This window comes from Collinsella sp. CLA-ER-H3 (assembly GCF_040092425.1).
Lineage (GTDB): Bacteria > Actinomycetota > Coriobacteriia > Coriobacteriales > Coriobacteriaceae > Collinsella.
In genome coordinates this window covers 12,996-28,859 of the sequence record NZ_JBBNLP010000003.1, presented here as the reverse complement: position 1 = coordinate 28,859, position 15,864 = coordinate 12,996, and the positions used below count along the sequence as shown (strand labels likewise).

Here is a 15,864-nt window from a genome sequence, read left to right as displayed (position 1 = left end):
GAGCTGGAGTCCTCTCCATGCGCTACCATGACAGGCAATGAAATCCGCCGCATACCCGCCGAGCTTGCCCCGGCGGGCTTTTGGCGTTGCAATGCCGGAGGAACAGCATGCTCATTCACCGTATAGCCGCGCAGCTCTACACTGCCGAGGCCTTGCAGGCCGTCGAGGCCGGGCTCGATGCTGGCGAGGACGTGACGCTGGCTGTGTCGCAGTCGGGCCGCACGCTTATGGCGGCCGCCCAGTTTGCGCGCCGTCCGCGCCCGACGGTCTATATCGTGAGCGGCGAGGATGCGGCCGATCGCGCCGCGCGTAGCCTTGCCGCCTACGTGGGCCTGGCGCACGTGTGTCGTTTTCCTGAGCGCAAGGACTATCCGTGGCGCGAGCAGGCGCCGGACGACGCCGTGGTGGCGCAGCGCTGCGAGGCTCTGGGGCGCATCGTGCGCGGGGACAACTGCATCATGGTCGCCTCGGCTCGCGCGCTGCTGCGCTGCGTGCCGCCGGTCGAGAGCCGCTACTGGGAGTCCACTACTTTTGCGGTGGGCGAGGAGATTCCCTTTGACGAGGTGCCGCAGCGCTTGGTGGGCATGGGCTACACCAATGCCGGCGCCGCCGATGCGCCCGGCTTGTTTCGCGTTCACGGCGACACCGTCGAGGTGTTCCCCGCACAGGAAAAGGCACCCGTGCGCATCGAGTTCTTCGGCGACGAGATTGACCGCATCCGCCGCATGGTGAGCTCCACGGGGCAGACCATCGGCAACGAGGACAGCATCGAAATCTTTCCCTGCCGCGAACTGGCACTCACCGACGAGGCCGTCCACAACATGCATGTGGCGCTCTATCGCGCCAGCCAGGATGACAGCAAACTGGCGGCGCTGCTCGAGATGGTGGATGCGCGCATCGTCACGCCCGAGCTCGACCGCTTTTTGCCGGTGATGTACGGCCAGACCGTAAGCCCGTTGGCGCACGTGAGCGGTAAGGCGCTCGTGGTTCTGTCCGAGCCGCGCTCGCTGTTCGACGACTGCCTGCGCGCCCACGAGGATATCGAGGCGCGTGCCGGCGAGGCAGGGATTGACCGCCTGGATGGTCTGTACGTGCGCGCTCAACAGCTCGATTTTGGTGCCCAGCAGCGCTTGAACTACGTGAGCCTGATCCGTGCCGGCGGCGCGGTGACGGCGGAGCTCAAGATTGAGCAGCCGGCCATTGCGGGCTCGGACAATCGCTTTATGACGCGCATTCAGGAAGTCGTGGGCAAGCGCTACGCCTGCGTGTTTGCCATCCCCGACCGCGGTGCGCGCGAGTCGATGGAGCTCACCTTTGGCGACGAGGGCATTACCTTTGAGGAATCGCTGACCGCGGCGCCCGAAAATGTCGGCGCTATCGGCGACCGCGTGCGCGTGGCGGCGGCAGATTCTGCCGATCGTGCTGCCCGTCAGGATGCTCATGCTGCAATTCGCGAGCGTAAGGCTGACGCGCTCAACGCCCGCTCGCTCGAGGCGGGCGCGGCCCAGGCTGCCGCCGGTGCTGCCGTGCCCACTATCTCGCGCGGACGCGTGACCTTTGTCGATGCCGCCCTGCCGCAGGGCGTGGTGGTGCCCGATGCCAACCTGGCCGTGTTCTCGATCGCCGACCTCAACGCCCGTATGGATGCCAACCGCGCGCGCAGCCGCCGCAAGGTGGACATTACGCAGATCACGTTTCCGTTTAAGCCGGGCGACTACGTGGTGCACGCCACTCACGGCATCGCGCTCTTTAGCGAGATCGCGCGCCAGGAAGTGGGCGGCAAGGAGCGCGACTACTTTTTGCTGGAATATGCCGACGGCGACAAGCTCTACGTGCCGCTCGAGCAGGTCGACCGCATCACGCGCTATGTTGGCCCCGACGGCGACAAGCCGCGCCTGACCAGGCTCAACACCGCCGACTGGACGCGTGCCACCAACAAGGCGCGCAAGAATGCCAAAAAGCTGGCGTTTGACCTGGTCGACCTGTATACACGCCGCTCGTCGATTACCGGTATCGCCTGTCCGCCCGATACGCCCGAGCAGATCGAGATGGAGGAGAGCTTCCCCTACGACGAGACACGCGACCAGCTGGAGGCTATCGCCGACATCAAGGCCGACATGGAGGCGCCCAAGCCCATGGACCGCCTGCTGTGCGGCGACGTGGGTTTCGGCAAGACCGAGGTCGCCCTGCGCGCGGCGTTTAAGTGCGTAGACTCCGGCCGCCAAGTCATGGTGCTCTGTCCCACGACCATTCTGGCCCAACAGCACTACGAGACGTTTTTTGAGCGCTTTGCCCCGTTTGGCCTGGAGGTCGAGGTGCTCAGCCGCTTCCGCACCCCGGCGCAGCAAAAGCGCGCGCTCAAGGCGTTTGCCGAGGGCACGATCGATGTGCTTATCGGCACGCACCGTCTGCTTTCGGCCGATGTGAACCCCAAGAACCTGGGCCTGGTGATCATCGACGAGGAGCAGCGCTTTGGCGTGCAGCACAAGGAGCAGCTCAAGAACCTGCGCGAGCAGATTGACGTGCTCACGCTTTCGGCAACGCCGATTCCGCGAACCATGCAGATGGCCACGAGCGGCGTGCGCGATATGAGCCTGATCACCACGCCGCCGACCGGGCGCCGCCCCGTAATCGTGCACGTGGGGGAGTACGACCCCGACGTGGTGAGTGCGGCGATTCGCCTGGAGGTGGGCCGCGGCGGTCAGGTGTATTACGTGTCCAACCGCGTCAAGACCATCGACGATGCCGTGGCGCGCGTGCACGAGGCCGCGCCCGAGGCGCGCGTGGGCGTGGCGCACGGCAAGATGAGCCCGCGCGAGGTCGAGGACGTGATGATCGAGTTCGCGACCAAGAAAATTGACGTGCTTATCGCCACGACCATCGTGGAGAGCGGCATCGACAACGCAACGGCCAACACGCTCATCATCGAGGACTCGCAGCGCCTGGGTCTGGCGCAGCTCTACCAGCTCAAGGGCCGTGTGGGCCGTTCTGCCACGCAGGCCTACGCGTACTTTATGTTCCCGGGCGAGTTGCCGCTCACCGAGGAGGCAACGGCGCGCCTGACCGCGCTTTCCGAGTTCCAGGACCTGGGCAGCGGCATGCGCATCGCCATGCGTGACCTGGAGATCCGTGGTGCCGGCTCGCTCATGGGCGCCGAGCAGCACGGCAACCTGTCGAGTGTGGGCTTTGACCTGTTTACGCAGATGCTGGGACAGGCCGTGGCCGAGGCGCGCGGCGACGACGATGCCGGCGTGGAGGCGGCGAGCGTGGGCATTAACCTGCCGGCCGACTACTTCTTGTCCGAGGAGTACCTGCCGGCGGTGGACCAGCGCGTGCTCGTGTACCGCAAGCTCGCTGCGGCTGAGGACCTGGAGAGTATCGACGAGGTGCAGGAGGAGACCGAGGCCGCGCATGGCGAACTGCCGTTGGCGGGACTCAACCTGTTCAACCGCGCGCGCATCCGTATTCGCGGCGAGCGCCTGGGGCTCGAGAGCGTCACGCTCAGCGGCGGACGCATCACGTTTTTGGGCGTCGAAGTGCCCAAGAAGGTGGCCTTTGAGCTTAAGACTCGCTACGGTGCGGTGAACTTCCCCAAGAGCCGCAAGCTATCGGTGCCTTACAAGGCGGGCGCCGGCGCGGGCAGCGGCCTGGGCCGCGGCCTCGACGCCAACGACGGCACCGGCCCCGTGGCCGCGGCGCTCATGCTGCTGCAGCAGTTGGGTGCCAGCGACGACGACTAACGGGTCGACGCTGCAAACGCCCCATTTGGGCAATCTGACCCTCACTCGTCGGTCGCGTACGCAAGTACGCTTCCCTCCTCCTTCGGGCCACCTTGCCACAAATGGAACGTTTTCGCTTACTTATGCTCAACCTGTAAGGGTATTTACGGGACAAAGCCATCTTCGTCTCACCCACATTGCAGGTTGACTGCCCTTCGCCCGACCGAAAGGAAAGCATGTTCGGATACATCTACAAGAAAGATGTCGCCATTATCGCGGTTGTCCTGTGCCTTTGTCTGGGCGTGGGCAGCTTCTTCGATTACCAGATCTCGAGCGCGCTGTTCAACATCGGCAGCATGTACGGCCGCTTTATCGAGGCCGCCGGCGAGCTGCCGTTCGAGCTGACGGCAAGCGTCGCAGGCGTCATGCTCGTGCGCGCGGTGCGTCCCGACTCCAGGGGGAGCAAATGGCTCGCCGTGCTCGGCATCCTCGTCAATGTTGGCTTGGCCGGCTATGAGATCGTTTCGTCTCTGAAGGTTGGCGGCAAACTCATCGCGGTTCAGTTGGTGCTGACGTTTGTGCTGGTCATCGTTGCCAACCTTATCGTCTATCGCCTTACGCGCACGACCGAGCCCGACGAGCTCACGCGCTGGGCGTTGATGGTACTTGCCGTGTGGGTCGTTCAGGCCATTATCCTCAACGTGATCGTCAAGCCGCTGTGGTCGCGTCCGCGCATGCGCGTGATCGAGGTGACGCAGGGGCTCGAGTTTCAGCCGTGGTGGGTGATCGGCAATCCCGACAAGTGGACTTATATCGCCGCCGGCGTGATCAAGGACGGCTTCAAGTCGTTTGCGAGCGGACACACGGCGCATGCGGCGATCGGCCTTATGCTTGCCGGGCTTCCCGCGGCGGCCTTTAAGGAAAAGCCGTCGCGACGCCGCGTGGTCTTTTGGGTCGCGGCTGTGGTTGCGGCGCTCGTCGCCTTTGGTCGTATCGTGATCGGAGCGCACTTTTTGAGTGACGTGAGCTGCGGTTTTGCCCTGGTACTGGCACTTGAGTGCCTTGCCGCGCGCGTTGCCTATCCCAACGGCGTACAATAGCCCCGTTTGAATCATCTGGCCGATACCCGGTAAGAGAGGATTGCCATGCTCGCGTTTAACAACGACTATTCCCACGGTGCACATCCGGCAGTGCTGCAGGCGCTCGTCGACACCAATATGGAGCCGCAGCCCGGCTACGGTACCGATGCACACACCGAGCGTGCCAAGCAGCTTATCCGCGAGGCCTGTCAGGCCCCCGATGCCGACGTGTTCTTTCTGGTGGGCGGCACGCAGGCCAACGCGACGGTGATCGACATGCTGCTTGCGCCCTACGAGGGCGTCGTTGCTGCCGAGACTGGTCACGTCGCCTGTCACGAGGCGGGCGCTATCGAGTTTGGCGGCCACAAGGTGCTCACCATCCCCGGCTACGAGGGCAAGATGCACGCCGAGGACCTCGAGAACTATATCCAGGTGTTCTACGAAAACGAGAGCTACGAGCACACGGTGTTCCCGGGCGCCGTGTACGTGAGCCTGTCGACCGAGTACGGCACGCTGTATTCCAAGGCCGAGCTCGCGGCGATTCATGCGGTGTGCCAGAAGCGCGAGATTCCGCTGTTTGTGGACGGTGCTCGTCTGGCCTATGCGCTGGCGTCCGATGAGTGCGACATTACCCTGCCCGAGCTGGCGCAGCTGTGCGACGTGTTCTACATCGGCGGCACCAAGTGCGGCGCCCTGTGCGGCGAGGCCGTGGTGTTTTGCGGCATGCACGCTCCGGCGCATCCCATTCCGCGCATTAAGCAGCACGGTGCGTTGCTGGCCAAGGGTCGCCTGACGGGCGTGCAGTTTGAGGCGCTCTTTACCGATGGCCTATATTTTGAGATCGGCCGTCAGGCGATTGAGACGGCTCAGGCGCTGCGCCGTGTGCTGCACGAGCGCGGCTACCAGTTCTTCTTGGAGACGCCCACGAACCAGCAGTTTGTGATTCTGCCCAACGAGGACATGGCCCACATTCGCGAGCATGCCTCGATCGAGTATTGGGAAAAGTACGATGAGACCCACACGGTGGTGCGCTTTTGCACCAGCTGGGCCACGACGCAGGAGGACATTGACGCGTTGGCGGCTGTCCTGTAGCTTGATGCAATGACGAGGGCCGCCTTGCGCTTGGGTTTGGCGCAGGGCGGTCTTTGCTTTTGAGGGGGAGGGGCTGTATGCCCGAGAAATCCGAGATGTCCGAGCCGACGATTCGCCTGGCGACGCCCGATGACGCGTCGGCGTTGCTTGCCATCTATGAGCCATATGTGCGCCAGACGGCGATTACCTGTGAATACGAGGTGCCGAGCGTTGAGGAGTTCGCCGGGCGCATCGAGCGTACGCTCAAGCGCTATCCGTATCTGGTGATGGAGCTGGACGGGCGTCCGGTAGGCTATGCCTATGCGAGTCCGCTCAACAGCCGCGAGGCATACGACTGGTCGGTCGAGACGTCGATCTACCTGGCACGCGATGTGCGCCATGGCGGGCTGGGTCGCAAGCTGCACGACGCGCTCAAGCAGTGTCTGATCGCGATGGGCATCACCAACATGTGCGCGCTCATCGCCGTGCCGCACGATAAGGACGACGAGTATCTGACGCACAACAGCCAGGATTTCCATGCCCATATGGGATATCGCCTGGTGGGCGCCTTTGACCGCTGCGCCCAAAAGTTCGGCCGCTGGTACGACATGTGCTGGATGGAGCTGGTCCTAGCCGAGCGCACGCCCAACCAACCCAAGCCAACCTGGTTCCCCGACCTCCTCGCCTAAAACCACCACGAAGGTGCCTGTCCCCTTTGTGGTGGTTTTGGTGTGAGTTAGCCGATGGGTTCGGTGTATTTGGCGCGGTCGGTGCGCTGGATACGCTTGGAGATATGGAGCGGGCGGCCGTCGGTGTCGTAGACGTAGTCGGTGATTAGGATTAGCGCCTGCCCGCGCTCGACGTTGAGCAAAAACGCCTCGTTTTGCGAGGCATAGCACACCTCAAAGGTCTTATGTCCCTGTGCTGGCGCGCGATGGAATTCTTGGCGCAGCGTCGCGTAGAGCGAACCGTTGATATCGCGGTCGATGAGCGACTCGAAGCTTGGCGGCAGGTAGGTGGTCTCCAGGCACAGCGGCGCATCGTCCAGATAACGCAGGCGGACAAGTTTGACGAGCTTGCTGCCCACGGCGGCATCAAAGAACTTAGCTATGCTGCCGCCCGCCTTGGTAAAGCCCGAGTCCACCGTGCGCGTGGTGGGCTTCATGCCCTGGCCTTCGACCTGCTTGGTATAGCTCGAAAACACCAGGTTGTTTTCGTGGAGCGCGGGCGTGTCGGCCACAAAGGCGCCGCGCCCGCGCTCGGTGCGCACCAGGCCCTCATCAACGAGTACCTTAAGGGCGTGGCGCACGGTGCTGCGCGACAGACCCGATTCGTCCATGAGTTCCATCTCGGACGGTAGCTTGTCCTCGCGCGCGTAGGTGCCGGAGGCGATGCGGTCACGCAGCATGCCCGCCAAGCGCTCGTATTGGCTTAGTTTCTTTTTAGATGAGACGCTCATATTGCCAACCTATATCTAACTTGTATGCCTAACTAAGCAAGCATGTATTCAATACAAGAACAAAACTGCTGGTAACGAACAATCGAAAACTTTACCAGCAAAATTTCTAAGACAAATATAGCATACAACTAGTCGACATAACCAAAACGTGTATGTAACTTGTATGCCATCGAGAGCATCAAACGAGAAGAAAGGCTGATGCACGATGACTACTCAGGAACAGGTTAAGGACGTCGTCTCCCAGGTTTTGGCTGACAAGGCAGACAAGGGCGGCATCAAGCGCGTCGTGTGGATTGGCGCCGGCGGATCCAACGGCGGCAACTATCCTGCCCAGTACTTTATGGAGCACGAGGCCACGCAGGTCGTGAGCTCCAGTTACACCAGCAACGAGTTCGTGCATGCCACCCCGGCCTACGTCAACGAGAACACCCTGGCCGTCGTCGTGTCCATGCGCGGCACCAAGGAGACCATCGTCGCCGCCCAGGTCGCCAAGGACCACGGCGCCAGCACCATCGCCATCTATGTTGACGAGTCCGGCCTCACCGAGGTCTGCGACTACAAGATCCAGTATGACAGCCTGGCCGTTGACGAGTCCTGCATGGGCCGTACCAACTCCGCCGTCGTGACCATGATCGCCATGGAGCTCACGCAGCAGACCGAGGGCTATGCCGAGTACGAGACCGCTATGGCCGCTTTCGACCTGGTCGACCCCATCTATCGCAAGGCCGTCGAGTACACCCGTCCGCTCGCTGCCAAGTGGGCCGAGCAGAACGCCGACAAGCCCTGCATCAACGTCATGGCTCAGGGCCCGCTCTTTGGTGCCGCCTACGTCTTTAGCATCTGCAATGTGCAGGAGATGCTGCAGATCGACTCCTGCACCATCAACACCTGCGACTTCTTCCACGGCCCCTTCGAGATCCTGGACAAGCGCACCTCGCTGTTCCAGCTCATCAGCGTCGGCCGCAGCCGCTGCAACGACGAGCGCGGCATCCGTTTCGTCAACCAGTACGGTGGCGATCGCGTCTATCAGCTCGACGCCAAGGAGCTTGGCCTCAACGACATCAAGGACAGCGTGAGCGAATACTTCAACCACCTGATCTTTGCCCCGATCCTCAACAACGTCTACATGCGTGCGCTCTCCGCCGTCACCCACAAGGATTACATGACGCGCCGTTACATGTGGAAGCTGGATTACTAAGGGATAGAGCGGCCTAACAGCCCAATACCCCTCATGAGTTGCGGTGGAATAGTTCCTGTTTGGGAGCGTGAAGCCTCTGTTTGAGAACTATTTCACCGCAACTGCTAGAGCGGCACTTGGGGACGTTCCCTTTCTGCCGGCACCTGCGACACTCCTTGTTTCAAGAGATTTCCCGTTCGCCGATTTGTGCCTTGAAAAATGTATATAACGACTATAACGTAGCATGAAACATATTGGAAACAGAACCAAGGAGGCTGCGTTGAAGAGAAGCAATATGGGCTATGCGTTGGTGCTGATCGCCGCCCTCATGTGGGGAACCATCGGCATCTTTGTTAACGGAATATCCGCCCTGGGCGTTTCGTCTCAGAGCATGGCGGCCTTTCGCCTGTTGTCGGGTGCCGTCTTGATGGCTCCGGTTTTGGTATTCATGGGTTGCCAGGGAGGTGCTCGTGAGGGAAAAGCCTCGGGTCCCATGGCGCTGTTCAAGGCAAGTCCTAAAGAGCTCGTCCCCTGCGCACTTGTCGGTATCGTCGGTTTGGCCGTCGCCAACACCTGCTATTACGAGTGCATGGGCGAGGTGGGCATGTCCACGGCCTCGGTGCTGCTCTATACCTCGCCGGTGTTTGGCGTCATGCTCGGCCGCGTGCTTTATCGCGAGGGCGTGACCCCCAACAAGCTCGTCGCCATCATCTTTAACATTGTGGGTTGCGTGCTCGCGGTGACGAGCGGGGACCTGTCCGGTTTCCATTTCTCGACTTGGGGCGTCGCGTCGGGTGTGATCGCCGGACTTTGCGGTGCGTTGCTGGCTGTGTTTAGCCGCATGGCCACCAAGACGCTGCATCCGCTGGCGGTGACGTTTTGGGGCTTTGTCTTTGGCGGATGCTTTATGGCTGTGCTTTCTGCTCCGTGGTCCGATGTAGCCGCGGCAATGTCCCCGCAGCTCATTCTGCTGTTCGCGGGCTTTGGCTTTATTCCGACGGCTCTTGCGTACATCTTCTATATGCAGGGCCTCTCTATGGACCTCGAGACGTCGAAGGTGCCGGTCGTGGCTTCGTTCGAAACCGTGGCGACCGTTCTGGTCGGTATTGGCATCTATGCCGAGTCCGCCGGCGCAATCAAGGTCCTGGGCATTGTGCTGGTGCTCGCGTCCATCCTGATCATGAACACCGACTTCTCCAAGCTGCGCAACAGTGTGTTTGTCGGCCATGTCATTGAGAGCATGACCTTTAAGCCCAACGCGTGGTGGACGGAGAAATCGCAGGACATGGATCTGTTCCGCGAGCGCACAGGCATCACGCTGGAGCCCACCGTGCAGGAAAGCCCCTGGTACTTCGTGCGATAGGGGGTTGCGCTCGGTGTCCGACCTGGGGTTATCCAGCCAGCGTCGGCCTACCCAGCCCCAACGTTTCAAGTACGTTAAACCCGTCAACGGTCGATTTTCACCCGCGAACGGTCTTTATACTAATTAGCAATATAAGCAACGTATAAGACGTTATAATGACCATAACGAAAAGGAGGAGGCAAGATGAATCAGATCATTCTCGCATCTCATGGCGGCCTGGCCGCAGGCGCCAAAGACACGCTCGAGATGGTTCTCGGCGACGTGTCGAACGTCCACGTCGTGTCGCTTGCTCGTGACGACAAGGAGCCCATCACCAATAAGGTTGAGGCTATGATCGCCACGTTCAACGCGGACGACACCGTCTATGTGTTGACCGATATGCTCGGCAGCTCGGTCAACAACAACATGGTCGAGCTTTCCAAGAACGGCACGAAGTTCACGGTTGTCAGCGGTTTCAACATCCCGTTGGCGCTCACGCTTGCTATGAGCCCCGCCCCCGTCAAGGGCGCCGAGCTCGCGGCCCTCATCAATGAGGCCCGCACCGGTCTGACCAACCCCAACGCACCGGTCGAGGCCGCCGCGGCTCCCGCCAAGAAGGCCAAGGCGTCCCGTCACAGCTCCGGTCCCGCCAAGATCGTCCTCGCACGTCTTGACTACCGTTTGCTGCACGGCCAGGTCGTCTTTACCTGGACCACCAAGGTTCAGGCCGAGCGCATCATCGTCGTCGACAACGCTGCCGCCAACGATGACATCAAGAAGGGCGCTCTTAAGCTGGCCAAGCCCCAGGGCGTGCGCCTGAACGTCTTCACCGTCGAGCGTGCCCTCGCCAAGATGGACAAGCTCAACACCCTCGGTGAGCGTGTCATGTTCGTCTTTGGCAACACGGCCGAGATGCTGCAGTTCTGCCAGGGCTACAAGCTCGACGCCATCAACCTGGGCGCCACCGCCAACCACGACGGTGCCGATCAGATTGGCGGCAAGGACAGCTCCGTCTTCCTCGACGCCACCCAGAAGGCCGACGTCAACCAGCTGCTCGACATGGGCATCAAGCTCTATGTCCAGCAGACCCCTACGTATCAGAGCGTCGACATCGACGCCAAGCTGTAATCAACCAGGCTTTTGCCTGACTGAAAGGAGAAGGGTATGAATACGTTCATCAGTGCGGTGCTCGTCGGCCTCGTCGGCGTGTTCTGCATGTGGGACTCCCGCCTGCTCGGTCGTCTTAACTTCGAGCAGCCCCTCGTTGGCGCTACGCTCGTCGGTCTGCTGCTGGGCGATGTGCCCACCGGCCTTGCCGTCGGTGCCGCCGTCGAGCTCGTGTCCATGGGTCTGGTGCAGGTCGGCGCCGCCGTTCCGCCCGATATGGTCCTGGGCGGCATCGTGGCCGCTGCCTTTGCGTGCCTGACCGATGCTTCCGCCGAGACCGGCATGACGATCGCCATCCCGGTCGCCGTCCTGGGTCAGCTCCTCGGCATCGTGTTCCGTTCCATCATCGCCGCCCTCACCCATGTGGCAGATAGCGCGATCGATAACGGAAAGTTCAAGACCGCTTACCGTATGCACATCTGCGCCGGCTCCGGTCTGTACGCCGTCATGTACTTCCTGCCGATCTTCCTCGCCGTCTTTGTTGGCACCGACCTGGTTCAGGCCATCGTCAACATGGTTCCCGAGTGGCTGTCCACTGGTCTTAACGTTTCGACCAAGATCATGACCGCCTACGGCTTGGCCCTGCTGCTCACCATGATGATCAAGAAGGGTATGACTCCGTTCCTGTTCATCGGTTTCCTGCTCGCCGCTTACCTCAACCTGTCCGTCATCGCGGTCGCTCTGATCGGTGTGTGCCTGGCTGTCGTCTTCATGGGCTTCAAGTTCAACGGTTCCCATGCAGCCGCCGGTGTCGATTCCGACTACGATCCGCTCGAAGACGACGAAGACTAAGGAGGAACACACTATGGCAACCGCAACCAAGGACGTGTCCCTGAACAAGAAGGTCAGCCAGTTCTTCTGGCGCTCCTGGGCCATCCAGGCCTCTTGGAACTACGAGCGTCAGATGAACATGGGCTTCCTCTACGGCATGGTTCCCACGCTCGATCGCCTCTATCCGGATGAGTCCGATCCCAAGCAGCTCGCTGCTAAGAAAGAGGCTTACCACCGTCACATGGCGTTCTACAACTGCACCCCGCAGACGAGCGCTTTCATCCTGGGCCTCGCCGCCTCCATGGAGGAGGAGTACGCCAAGGATCCCGAGAACTTCGATCCCGATTCGATCAACGCGGTCAAGACCTCCCTTATGGGTCCGCTTTCCGGCATCGGTGACTCCTTCTTCCAGGGCACCATCCGCGTTATCGCCTTTGGCCTGGGCGTTCAGCTGGCTCAGCAGGGCTCCATCATGGGCCCGATCCTGGCCATGCTCATTTCCATCGTGCCCTCCGTGCTGATCACTTGGTTCGCAGCCAAGATGGGCTATCAGGGCGGTCACGAGTACCTGAGCAAGCTTCAGGGCGGCGACCTCATGGAGAAGCTCATGTATGTCTGCGGCATCGTGGGTCTTATGTCCGTGGGCGGCATGATCGCTACGCTGATCGGCGCCACCACCCCGCTGCAGTTCGCTGAGGGCACCGTCGTTATCCAGGACATCCTGGACGGCATGATGCCTCAGATGATCTCCCTCGGCCTCACCGGCCTTATGTACTGGCTCATCAAGAAGAACGTCAACACCGGTTGGCTTCTCGTGATCGCCATCGTGGGCGGCATCGCCCTCTCCGCGGCCGGCATCCTGGCCTAGTCGCGACCAAGCGTCTAACCGCTTTCCCCGGGGAGCCTGCCTGGCATCCCATACCCCAGGCAGGCTTCCATCCCTATACGTGACAAAGGGCAGTCCCTTTGTCACATCCTCAACGGGCCGGCGACTCGGTCCAAATCACGGTAACCCTGCGTGCGCCCGGCAATGTGGCGCCGCAAAAATCGAAAGGAATGTGTCAGATGTACGAGATCGACCTTAACCTCCCTAAGCAGATCGTCGCTGACGTCCTGTCCAACCACGAGATCCACAGCGTCGCCTTCGTCGGCTGCGGTGCTTCCATGTCCGACCTGTACCCCGCCAAGTACTTCCTGGCCAACAACACGGACAAGCTGAACGTTCAGATCTTCACCGCTAACGAGTTCAACTACGACACGCCCTCCTGGGTCAACGAGCACACCTTCGTGATCACCTGCTCCCTCGGTGGCTCCACGCCCGAGACCGTCGAGGCCAACAAGACCGCCAAGAAGCACAACTGCCCGGTCGTCTCCCTCACCAACAAGGCTGGCTCCGCTCTGACCGTCGACGCCGACCACGTCATCGTCCACGGCTTCCACGCCAACTATGCTGCCAAGTGCGAGAAGCCCGGCTATGCTATCGCTCTTGCTCTCGAGATCCTTCAGCAGACCGAGGGCTATGACCACTACGAGGACATGATCACCGGCCTCACCAACATCTTCGATCTCTGCGAGAACGCCGCTCAGCACTGCAAGAAGCTCGCCAAGAAGTTCGCCGAGGACTTCAAGGACGACAAGATGATTTACTTCATGGCTTCCGGTGCCTCCGAGAAGATGGCTTATTCTCACGCCGCCTTCCTGTTCACCGAGATGCAGTGGATCGACGCCGCCGCCTACAACACCGGCGAGTACTTCCACGGCCCGTTCGAGGTTTCCACCGAGGGTAAGCCCTACGTCTTCTTCATGTCCGATGGCGCCACCCGTCCGATGGACGCCCGCGCCCTCACCTTCCTTGAGCGCATGGGCGCCAAGGTCGCTCTGATCGACTCCAAGGACTACGGCCTGGCTGACGCCGTGCCCGCGAGCGTCATCACCTACTTCAACCCGCTGCTGCACCTCGCCGTTATGCGTGAGTACGGCAACCAGATCGCCGAGGCCCGTCAGCACCCGCTGACCATGCGTCGCTACATGTGGAAGCTTTCCTACTAATCACAAGTAAGTAGACCTTACGGGTTGATTGAGAGGGGATGGGGTTTGCGCCCCGTCCCCTTTTTTGCTCTGGGGAGGGCGTGTTCGTCGTTCCATAAAACCCCAGATAAAACCTACCAAAATAAACCTGTCCCTTTTTGGCAGGTGGGGAGGAGATGCGTATGATCAAGGCAGTTCTGTTTGACATGGACGGCGTGCTGGTCGATACCGAGTGGTTCTACAACCGTCGCCGCGTCGCGTTTATGGAAGAGAAGGGGTTCCACTTTGACGAGATTCCCGATCTTTCGGGGTCTAACGAGCCCGCCATTTGGGAGGCGCTGGTGCCCGACGATATTGAGCTGCGCGAGCGTTTGCGCGTGGAGTACAAGCAGGTCTATAGCCCGGACCATCCCGTTCCGTATGCCGAGCTGCTCAACGAGCAGACGGAGCCGGTGATGCGCGAGCTGCACGAGCGTGGCGTGAAGTGCGCTATCGCGAGCTCGTCCTATCGCGAGCTCATCGACGAGCTGGTGGAGATTGCCGGCATCGCCGACGTGCTAGACTACACCATCAGCGGTCACGAGTGCAGTGCGTTTAAGCCCGATCCCGAGATCTACCTGCGTGCCATGGAGGCGTTGGGGGTGGAGCCTACCGAGTGCCTGGTTATCGAGGACTCGCCTTTGGGTATCGAGGCCGGCAAGCGCTCCGGCGCCCGCGTCCTGGCGCTGCGCCCGCACGAAGGCGTCAACCTGGACCAGTCCGCCGCCGACGTCGTCATCGACAACCTGACCGACATCCTACCTGCCATTTAGGGACAGGTTTATTTTGGCAGGTTTTATCTGGGCAAACGCCGAATTCGCCGTGAAGGGACCGCTCTCTTCACGGCGTTTTTCTTTTGAGCGGCCTCACGGTCCTTCTGATGGTTGTCGAGAGAGGGTGAATTGAAGCGCCCCCGTACGCTCCATGCTACAATCGCGGGCACGCCCCACAACTATATCTGCCTTCGAAAGGAGCCTACGTGGCGAACGCCATCGATCAGCTCACGGACCGCGCGCTCGTGCTCGGCCGCCTCACCATCGTCCGCCGCGCCATCACCGCCGTGGCGGTCACCATTTCCGCCGTTCTCCAGACATTCCTGATCCAGGCGTTCATTCGGCCCGCCGACCTGCTTCCGAGTGGTCTCACCGGCGTCGCGGTCCTGCTCGATCGCGTTACCTCGCTTGGCGGCGTTCACATCGACATCTCGCTCGGTATGCTTGCGCTCAACATCCCCGTGGCGCTCCTATGCTGGAGCGGCATTAGCAAGCGCTTCGTCATCTTCTCGATGATGCAGGTCGTGCTCTCGTCGCTGTTCCTCAACGTCTTTCACTTCGCCCCGTTTTTGGGCGACAAGATCATGCTCATCATTTTTGGCGGCGTGGTCTCGGGTCTGGGCGCTGCCATCGCGCTCAAGTCCGGCGCATCCACCGGCGGCACCGACTTTATCGCGCTGTGGGTCTCCAACCACACGGGCAAGACCATCTGGGGCGTCATCTTTGGTTTCAACTGCTTTATCCTGGCGATCTTTGGTTTTATGTTTGGCTGGGACAAGGCGGCGTACTCCATCGTGTTCCAGTTTATTTCGACCAAGACCATCGACAGCTTCTATCGTCGCTACGATCGCGTGACGCTGCAGATCACGACGCGCAAGGCGGACGAGGTCATGACCGCCTATGTTGACCATTTTCAGCATGGCATTAGCTGCGCCGAGGTCATTGGCGGATACAGCCGCGAGAAGATGTACCTGCTGCACGCCGTTGTATCGACCTATGAGAGCCAGGACATTATCAAGCTGGTGTGCGACATTGATCCCGGCGCCGTGATCAATGTGTTCCACACGCTCAACTTTGTGGGCGGCTGGTGGGGCGGTCATGTCGACGAGCCCATGCCCACGGCCGTTCCCGATCCCGACAAGCCCGCACGCATGGCCAGCAGGCAGGCGCGCCTCAGCGAGCAGGACAGCCTGCAGCAGGACGACGGCAGGTAGGGTATTGGCATTTTGCCGGCCTGGC

General features: G+C 61.1%; 13 protein-coding genes. 12 read left to right on the top strand and 1 reads right to left on the bottom strand.

What is annotated here, in order from left to right; all coding sequences use genetic code 11:
- Positions 1–107 precede the first annotated feature (107 nt).
- The 4 genes from mfd (at position 108) to AAAX32_RS02955 (ending at position 6,558) form a co-directional block, all read left to right on the top strand.
- A complete protein-coding gene (mfd, locus tag AAAX32_RS02970) occupies positions 108–3,740 on the top strand; it encodes a transcription-repair coupling factor (protein WP_349099956.1) in 3,633 nt (1,210 codons plus the stop codon).
- A 215-nt stretch (positions 3,741–3,955) separates the two neighbouring features.
- The gene (locus tag AAAX32_RS02965) at positions 3,956–4,819 is read left to right on the top strand and encodes a phosphatase PAP2 family protein (protein WP_349099955.1); all 864 of its coding nucleotides are present in this window, start codon (positions 3,956–3,958) and stop codon (positions 4,817–4,819) included.
- A gap of 45 nt (positions 4,820–4,864) precedes the next feature.
- Positions 4,865–5,890 (top strand): aminotransferase class V-fold PLP-dependent enzyme, encoded by a 1,026-nt coding sequence (locus tag AAAX32_RS02960; protein WP_349099954.1) that lies wholly within the window; start codon positions 4,865–4,867, stop codon positions 5,888–5,890.
- A 77-nt stretch (positions 5,891–5,967) separates the two neighbouring features.
- Entirely contained in the window at positions 5,968–6,558 is a 591-nt protein-coding gene (locus AAAX32_RS02955; RefSeq protein WP_349099953.1) for an N-acetyltransferase family protein, read from the top strand.
- Positions 6,559–6,605: 47 nt separating this feature from the next.
- Here AAAX32_RS02955 and AAAX32_RS02950 read toward each other — a convergent pair whose 3' ends face one another.
- Entirely contained in the window at positions 6,606–7,328 is a 723-nt protein-coding gene (locus tag AAAX32_RS02950) for a GntR family transcriptional regulator (protein ID WP_349099952.1), read from the bottom strand.
- 205 nt (positions 7,329–7,533) lie between these two features.
- On the opposite strand from AAAX32_RS02950, the gene AAAX32_RS02945 reads away from it, so the two are divergent.
- The 8 genes from AAAX32_RS02945 (at position 7,534) to AAAX32_RS02910 (ending at position 15,839) form a co-directional block, all read left to right on the top strand.
- Complete coding sequence (locus AAAX32_RS02945; protein ID WP_117806039.1) at positions 7,534–8,526, top strand: SIS domain-containing protein; 993 nt, start codon at positions 7,534–7,536, stop codon at positions 8,524–8,526.
- A 259-nt stretch (positions 8,527–8,785) separates the two neighbouring features.
- Positions 8,786–9,868 carry a DMT family transporter gene (locus AAAX32_RS02940; RefSeq protein ID WP_158564921.1) on the top strand — a complete coding sequence of 361 codons (1,083 nt, stop codon included), beginning with the start codon at positions 8,786–8,788 and terminating at the stop codon, positions 9,866–9,868.
- A gap of 183 nt (positions 9,869–10,051) precedes the next feature.
- Positions 10,052–10,975, top strand: a complete 924-nt coding sequence (locus AAAX32_RS02935) for a PTS mannose/fructose/sorbose transporter subunit IIAB (protein ID WP_117770300.1) — start codon at positions 10,052–10,054, stop codon at positions 10,973–10,975.
- 36 nt (positions 10,976–11,011) lie between these two features.
- The gene (locus AAAX32_RS02930) at positions 11,012–11,806 is read left to right on the top strand and encodes a PTS sugar transporter subunit IIC (protein ID WP_349099951.1); all 795 of its coding nucleotides are present in this window, start codon (positions 11,012–11,014) and stop codon (positions 11,804–11,806) included.
- 13 nt (positions 11,807–11,819) lie between these two features.
- On the top strand, positions 11,820–12,653 hold the full coding sequence (locus AAAX32_RS02925) for a PTS system mannose/fructose/sorbose family transporter subunit IID (RefSeq protein WP_117848824.1): 834 nt from the start codon (positions 11,820–11,822) through the stop codon (positions 12,651–12,653).
- Positions 12,654–12,850: 197 nt separating this feature from the next.
- On the top strand, positions 12,851–13,834 hold the full coding sequence (locus AAAX32_RS02920; protein WP_226790479.1) for an SIS domain-containing protein: 984 nt from the start codon (positions 12,851–12,853) through the stop codon (positions 13,832–13,834).
- Positions 13,835–13,995: 161 nt separating this feature from the next.
- A complete protein-coding gene (locus AAAX32_RS02915; RefSeq protein WP_346976985.1) occupies positions 13,996–14,625 on the top strand; it encodes an HAD family phosphatase in 630 nt (209 codons plus the stop codon).
- Positions 14,626–14,831: 206 nt separating this feature from the next.
- A complete protein-coding gene (locus AAAX32_RS02910; protein ID WP_349099950.1) occupies positions 14,832–15,839 on the top strand; it encodes a YitT family protein in 1,008 nt (335 codons plus the stop codon).
- The last annotated feature ends 25 nt before the right edge of the window (positions 15,840–15,864 follow it).

Bases quoted from the DNA above. Each gene is read 5' to 3' on its own strand.
- AAAX32_RS02960 (WP_349099954.1), top strand. From the start codon at position 4,865: ATGCTCGCGTTTAACAACGACTATTCCCACGGTGCACATCCGGCAGTG.
- AAAX32_RS02925 (WP_117848824.1), top strand. From the start codon at position 11,820: ATGGCAACCGCAACCAAGGACGTGTCCCTGAACAAGAAGGTCAGCCAG.
- AAAX32_RS02935 (WP_117770300.1), top strand. From the start codon at position 10,052: ATGAATCAGATCATTCTCGCATCTCATGGCGGCCTGGCCGCAGGCGCC.
- AAAX32_RS02945 (WP_117806039.1), top strand. From the start codon at position 7,534: ATGACTACTCAGGAACAGGTTAAGGACGTCGTCTCCCAGGTTTTGGCT.
- AAAX32_RS02955 (WP_349099953.1), top strand. From the start codon at position 5,968: ATGCCCGAGAAATCCGAGATGTCCGAGCCGACGATTCGCCTGGCGACG.
- AAAX32_RS02950 (WP_349099952.1), bottom strand. From the start codon at position 7,328: ATGAGCGTCTCATCTAAAAAGAAACTAAGCCAATACGAGCGCTTGGCG.
- AAAX32_RS02915 (WP_346976985.1), top strand. From the start codon at position 13,996: ATGATCAAGGCAGTTCTGTTTGACATGGACGGCGTGCTGGTCGATACC.
- AAAX32_RS02930 (WP_349099951.1), top strand. From the start codon at position 11,012: ATGAATACGTTCATCAGTGCGGTGCTCGTCGGCCTCGTCGGCGTGTTC.
- AAAX32_RS02920 (WP_226790479.1), top strand. From the start codon at position 12,851: ATGTACGAGATCGACCTTAACCTCCCTAAGCAGATCGTCGCTGACGTC.
- mfd (WP_349099956.1), top strand. From the start codon at position 108: ATGCTCATTCACCGTATAGCCGCGCAGCTCTACACTGCCGAGGCCTTG.
- AAAX32_RS02965 (WP_349099955.1), top strand. From the start codon at position 3,956: ATGTTCGGATACATCTACAAGAAAGATGTCGCCATTATCGCGGTTGTC.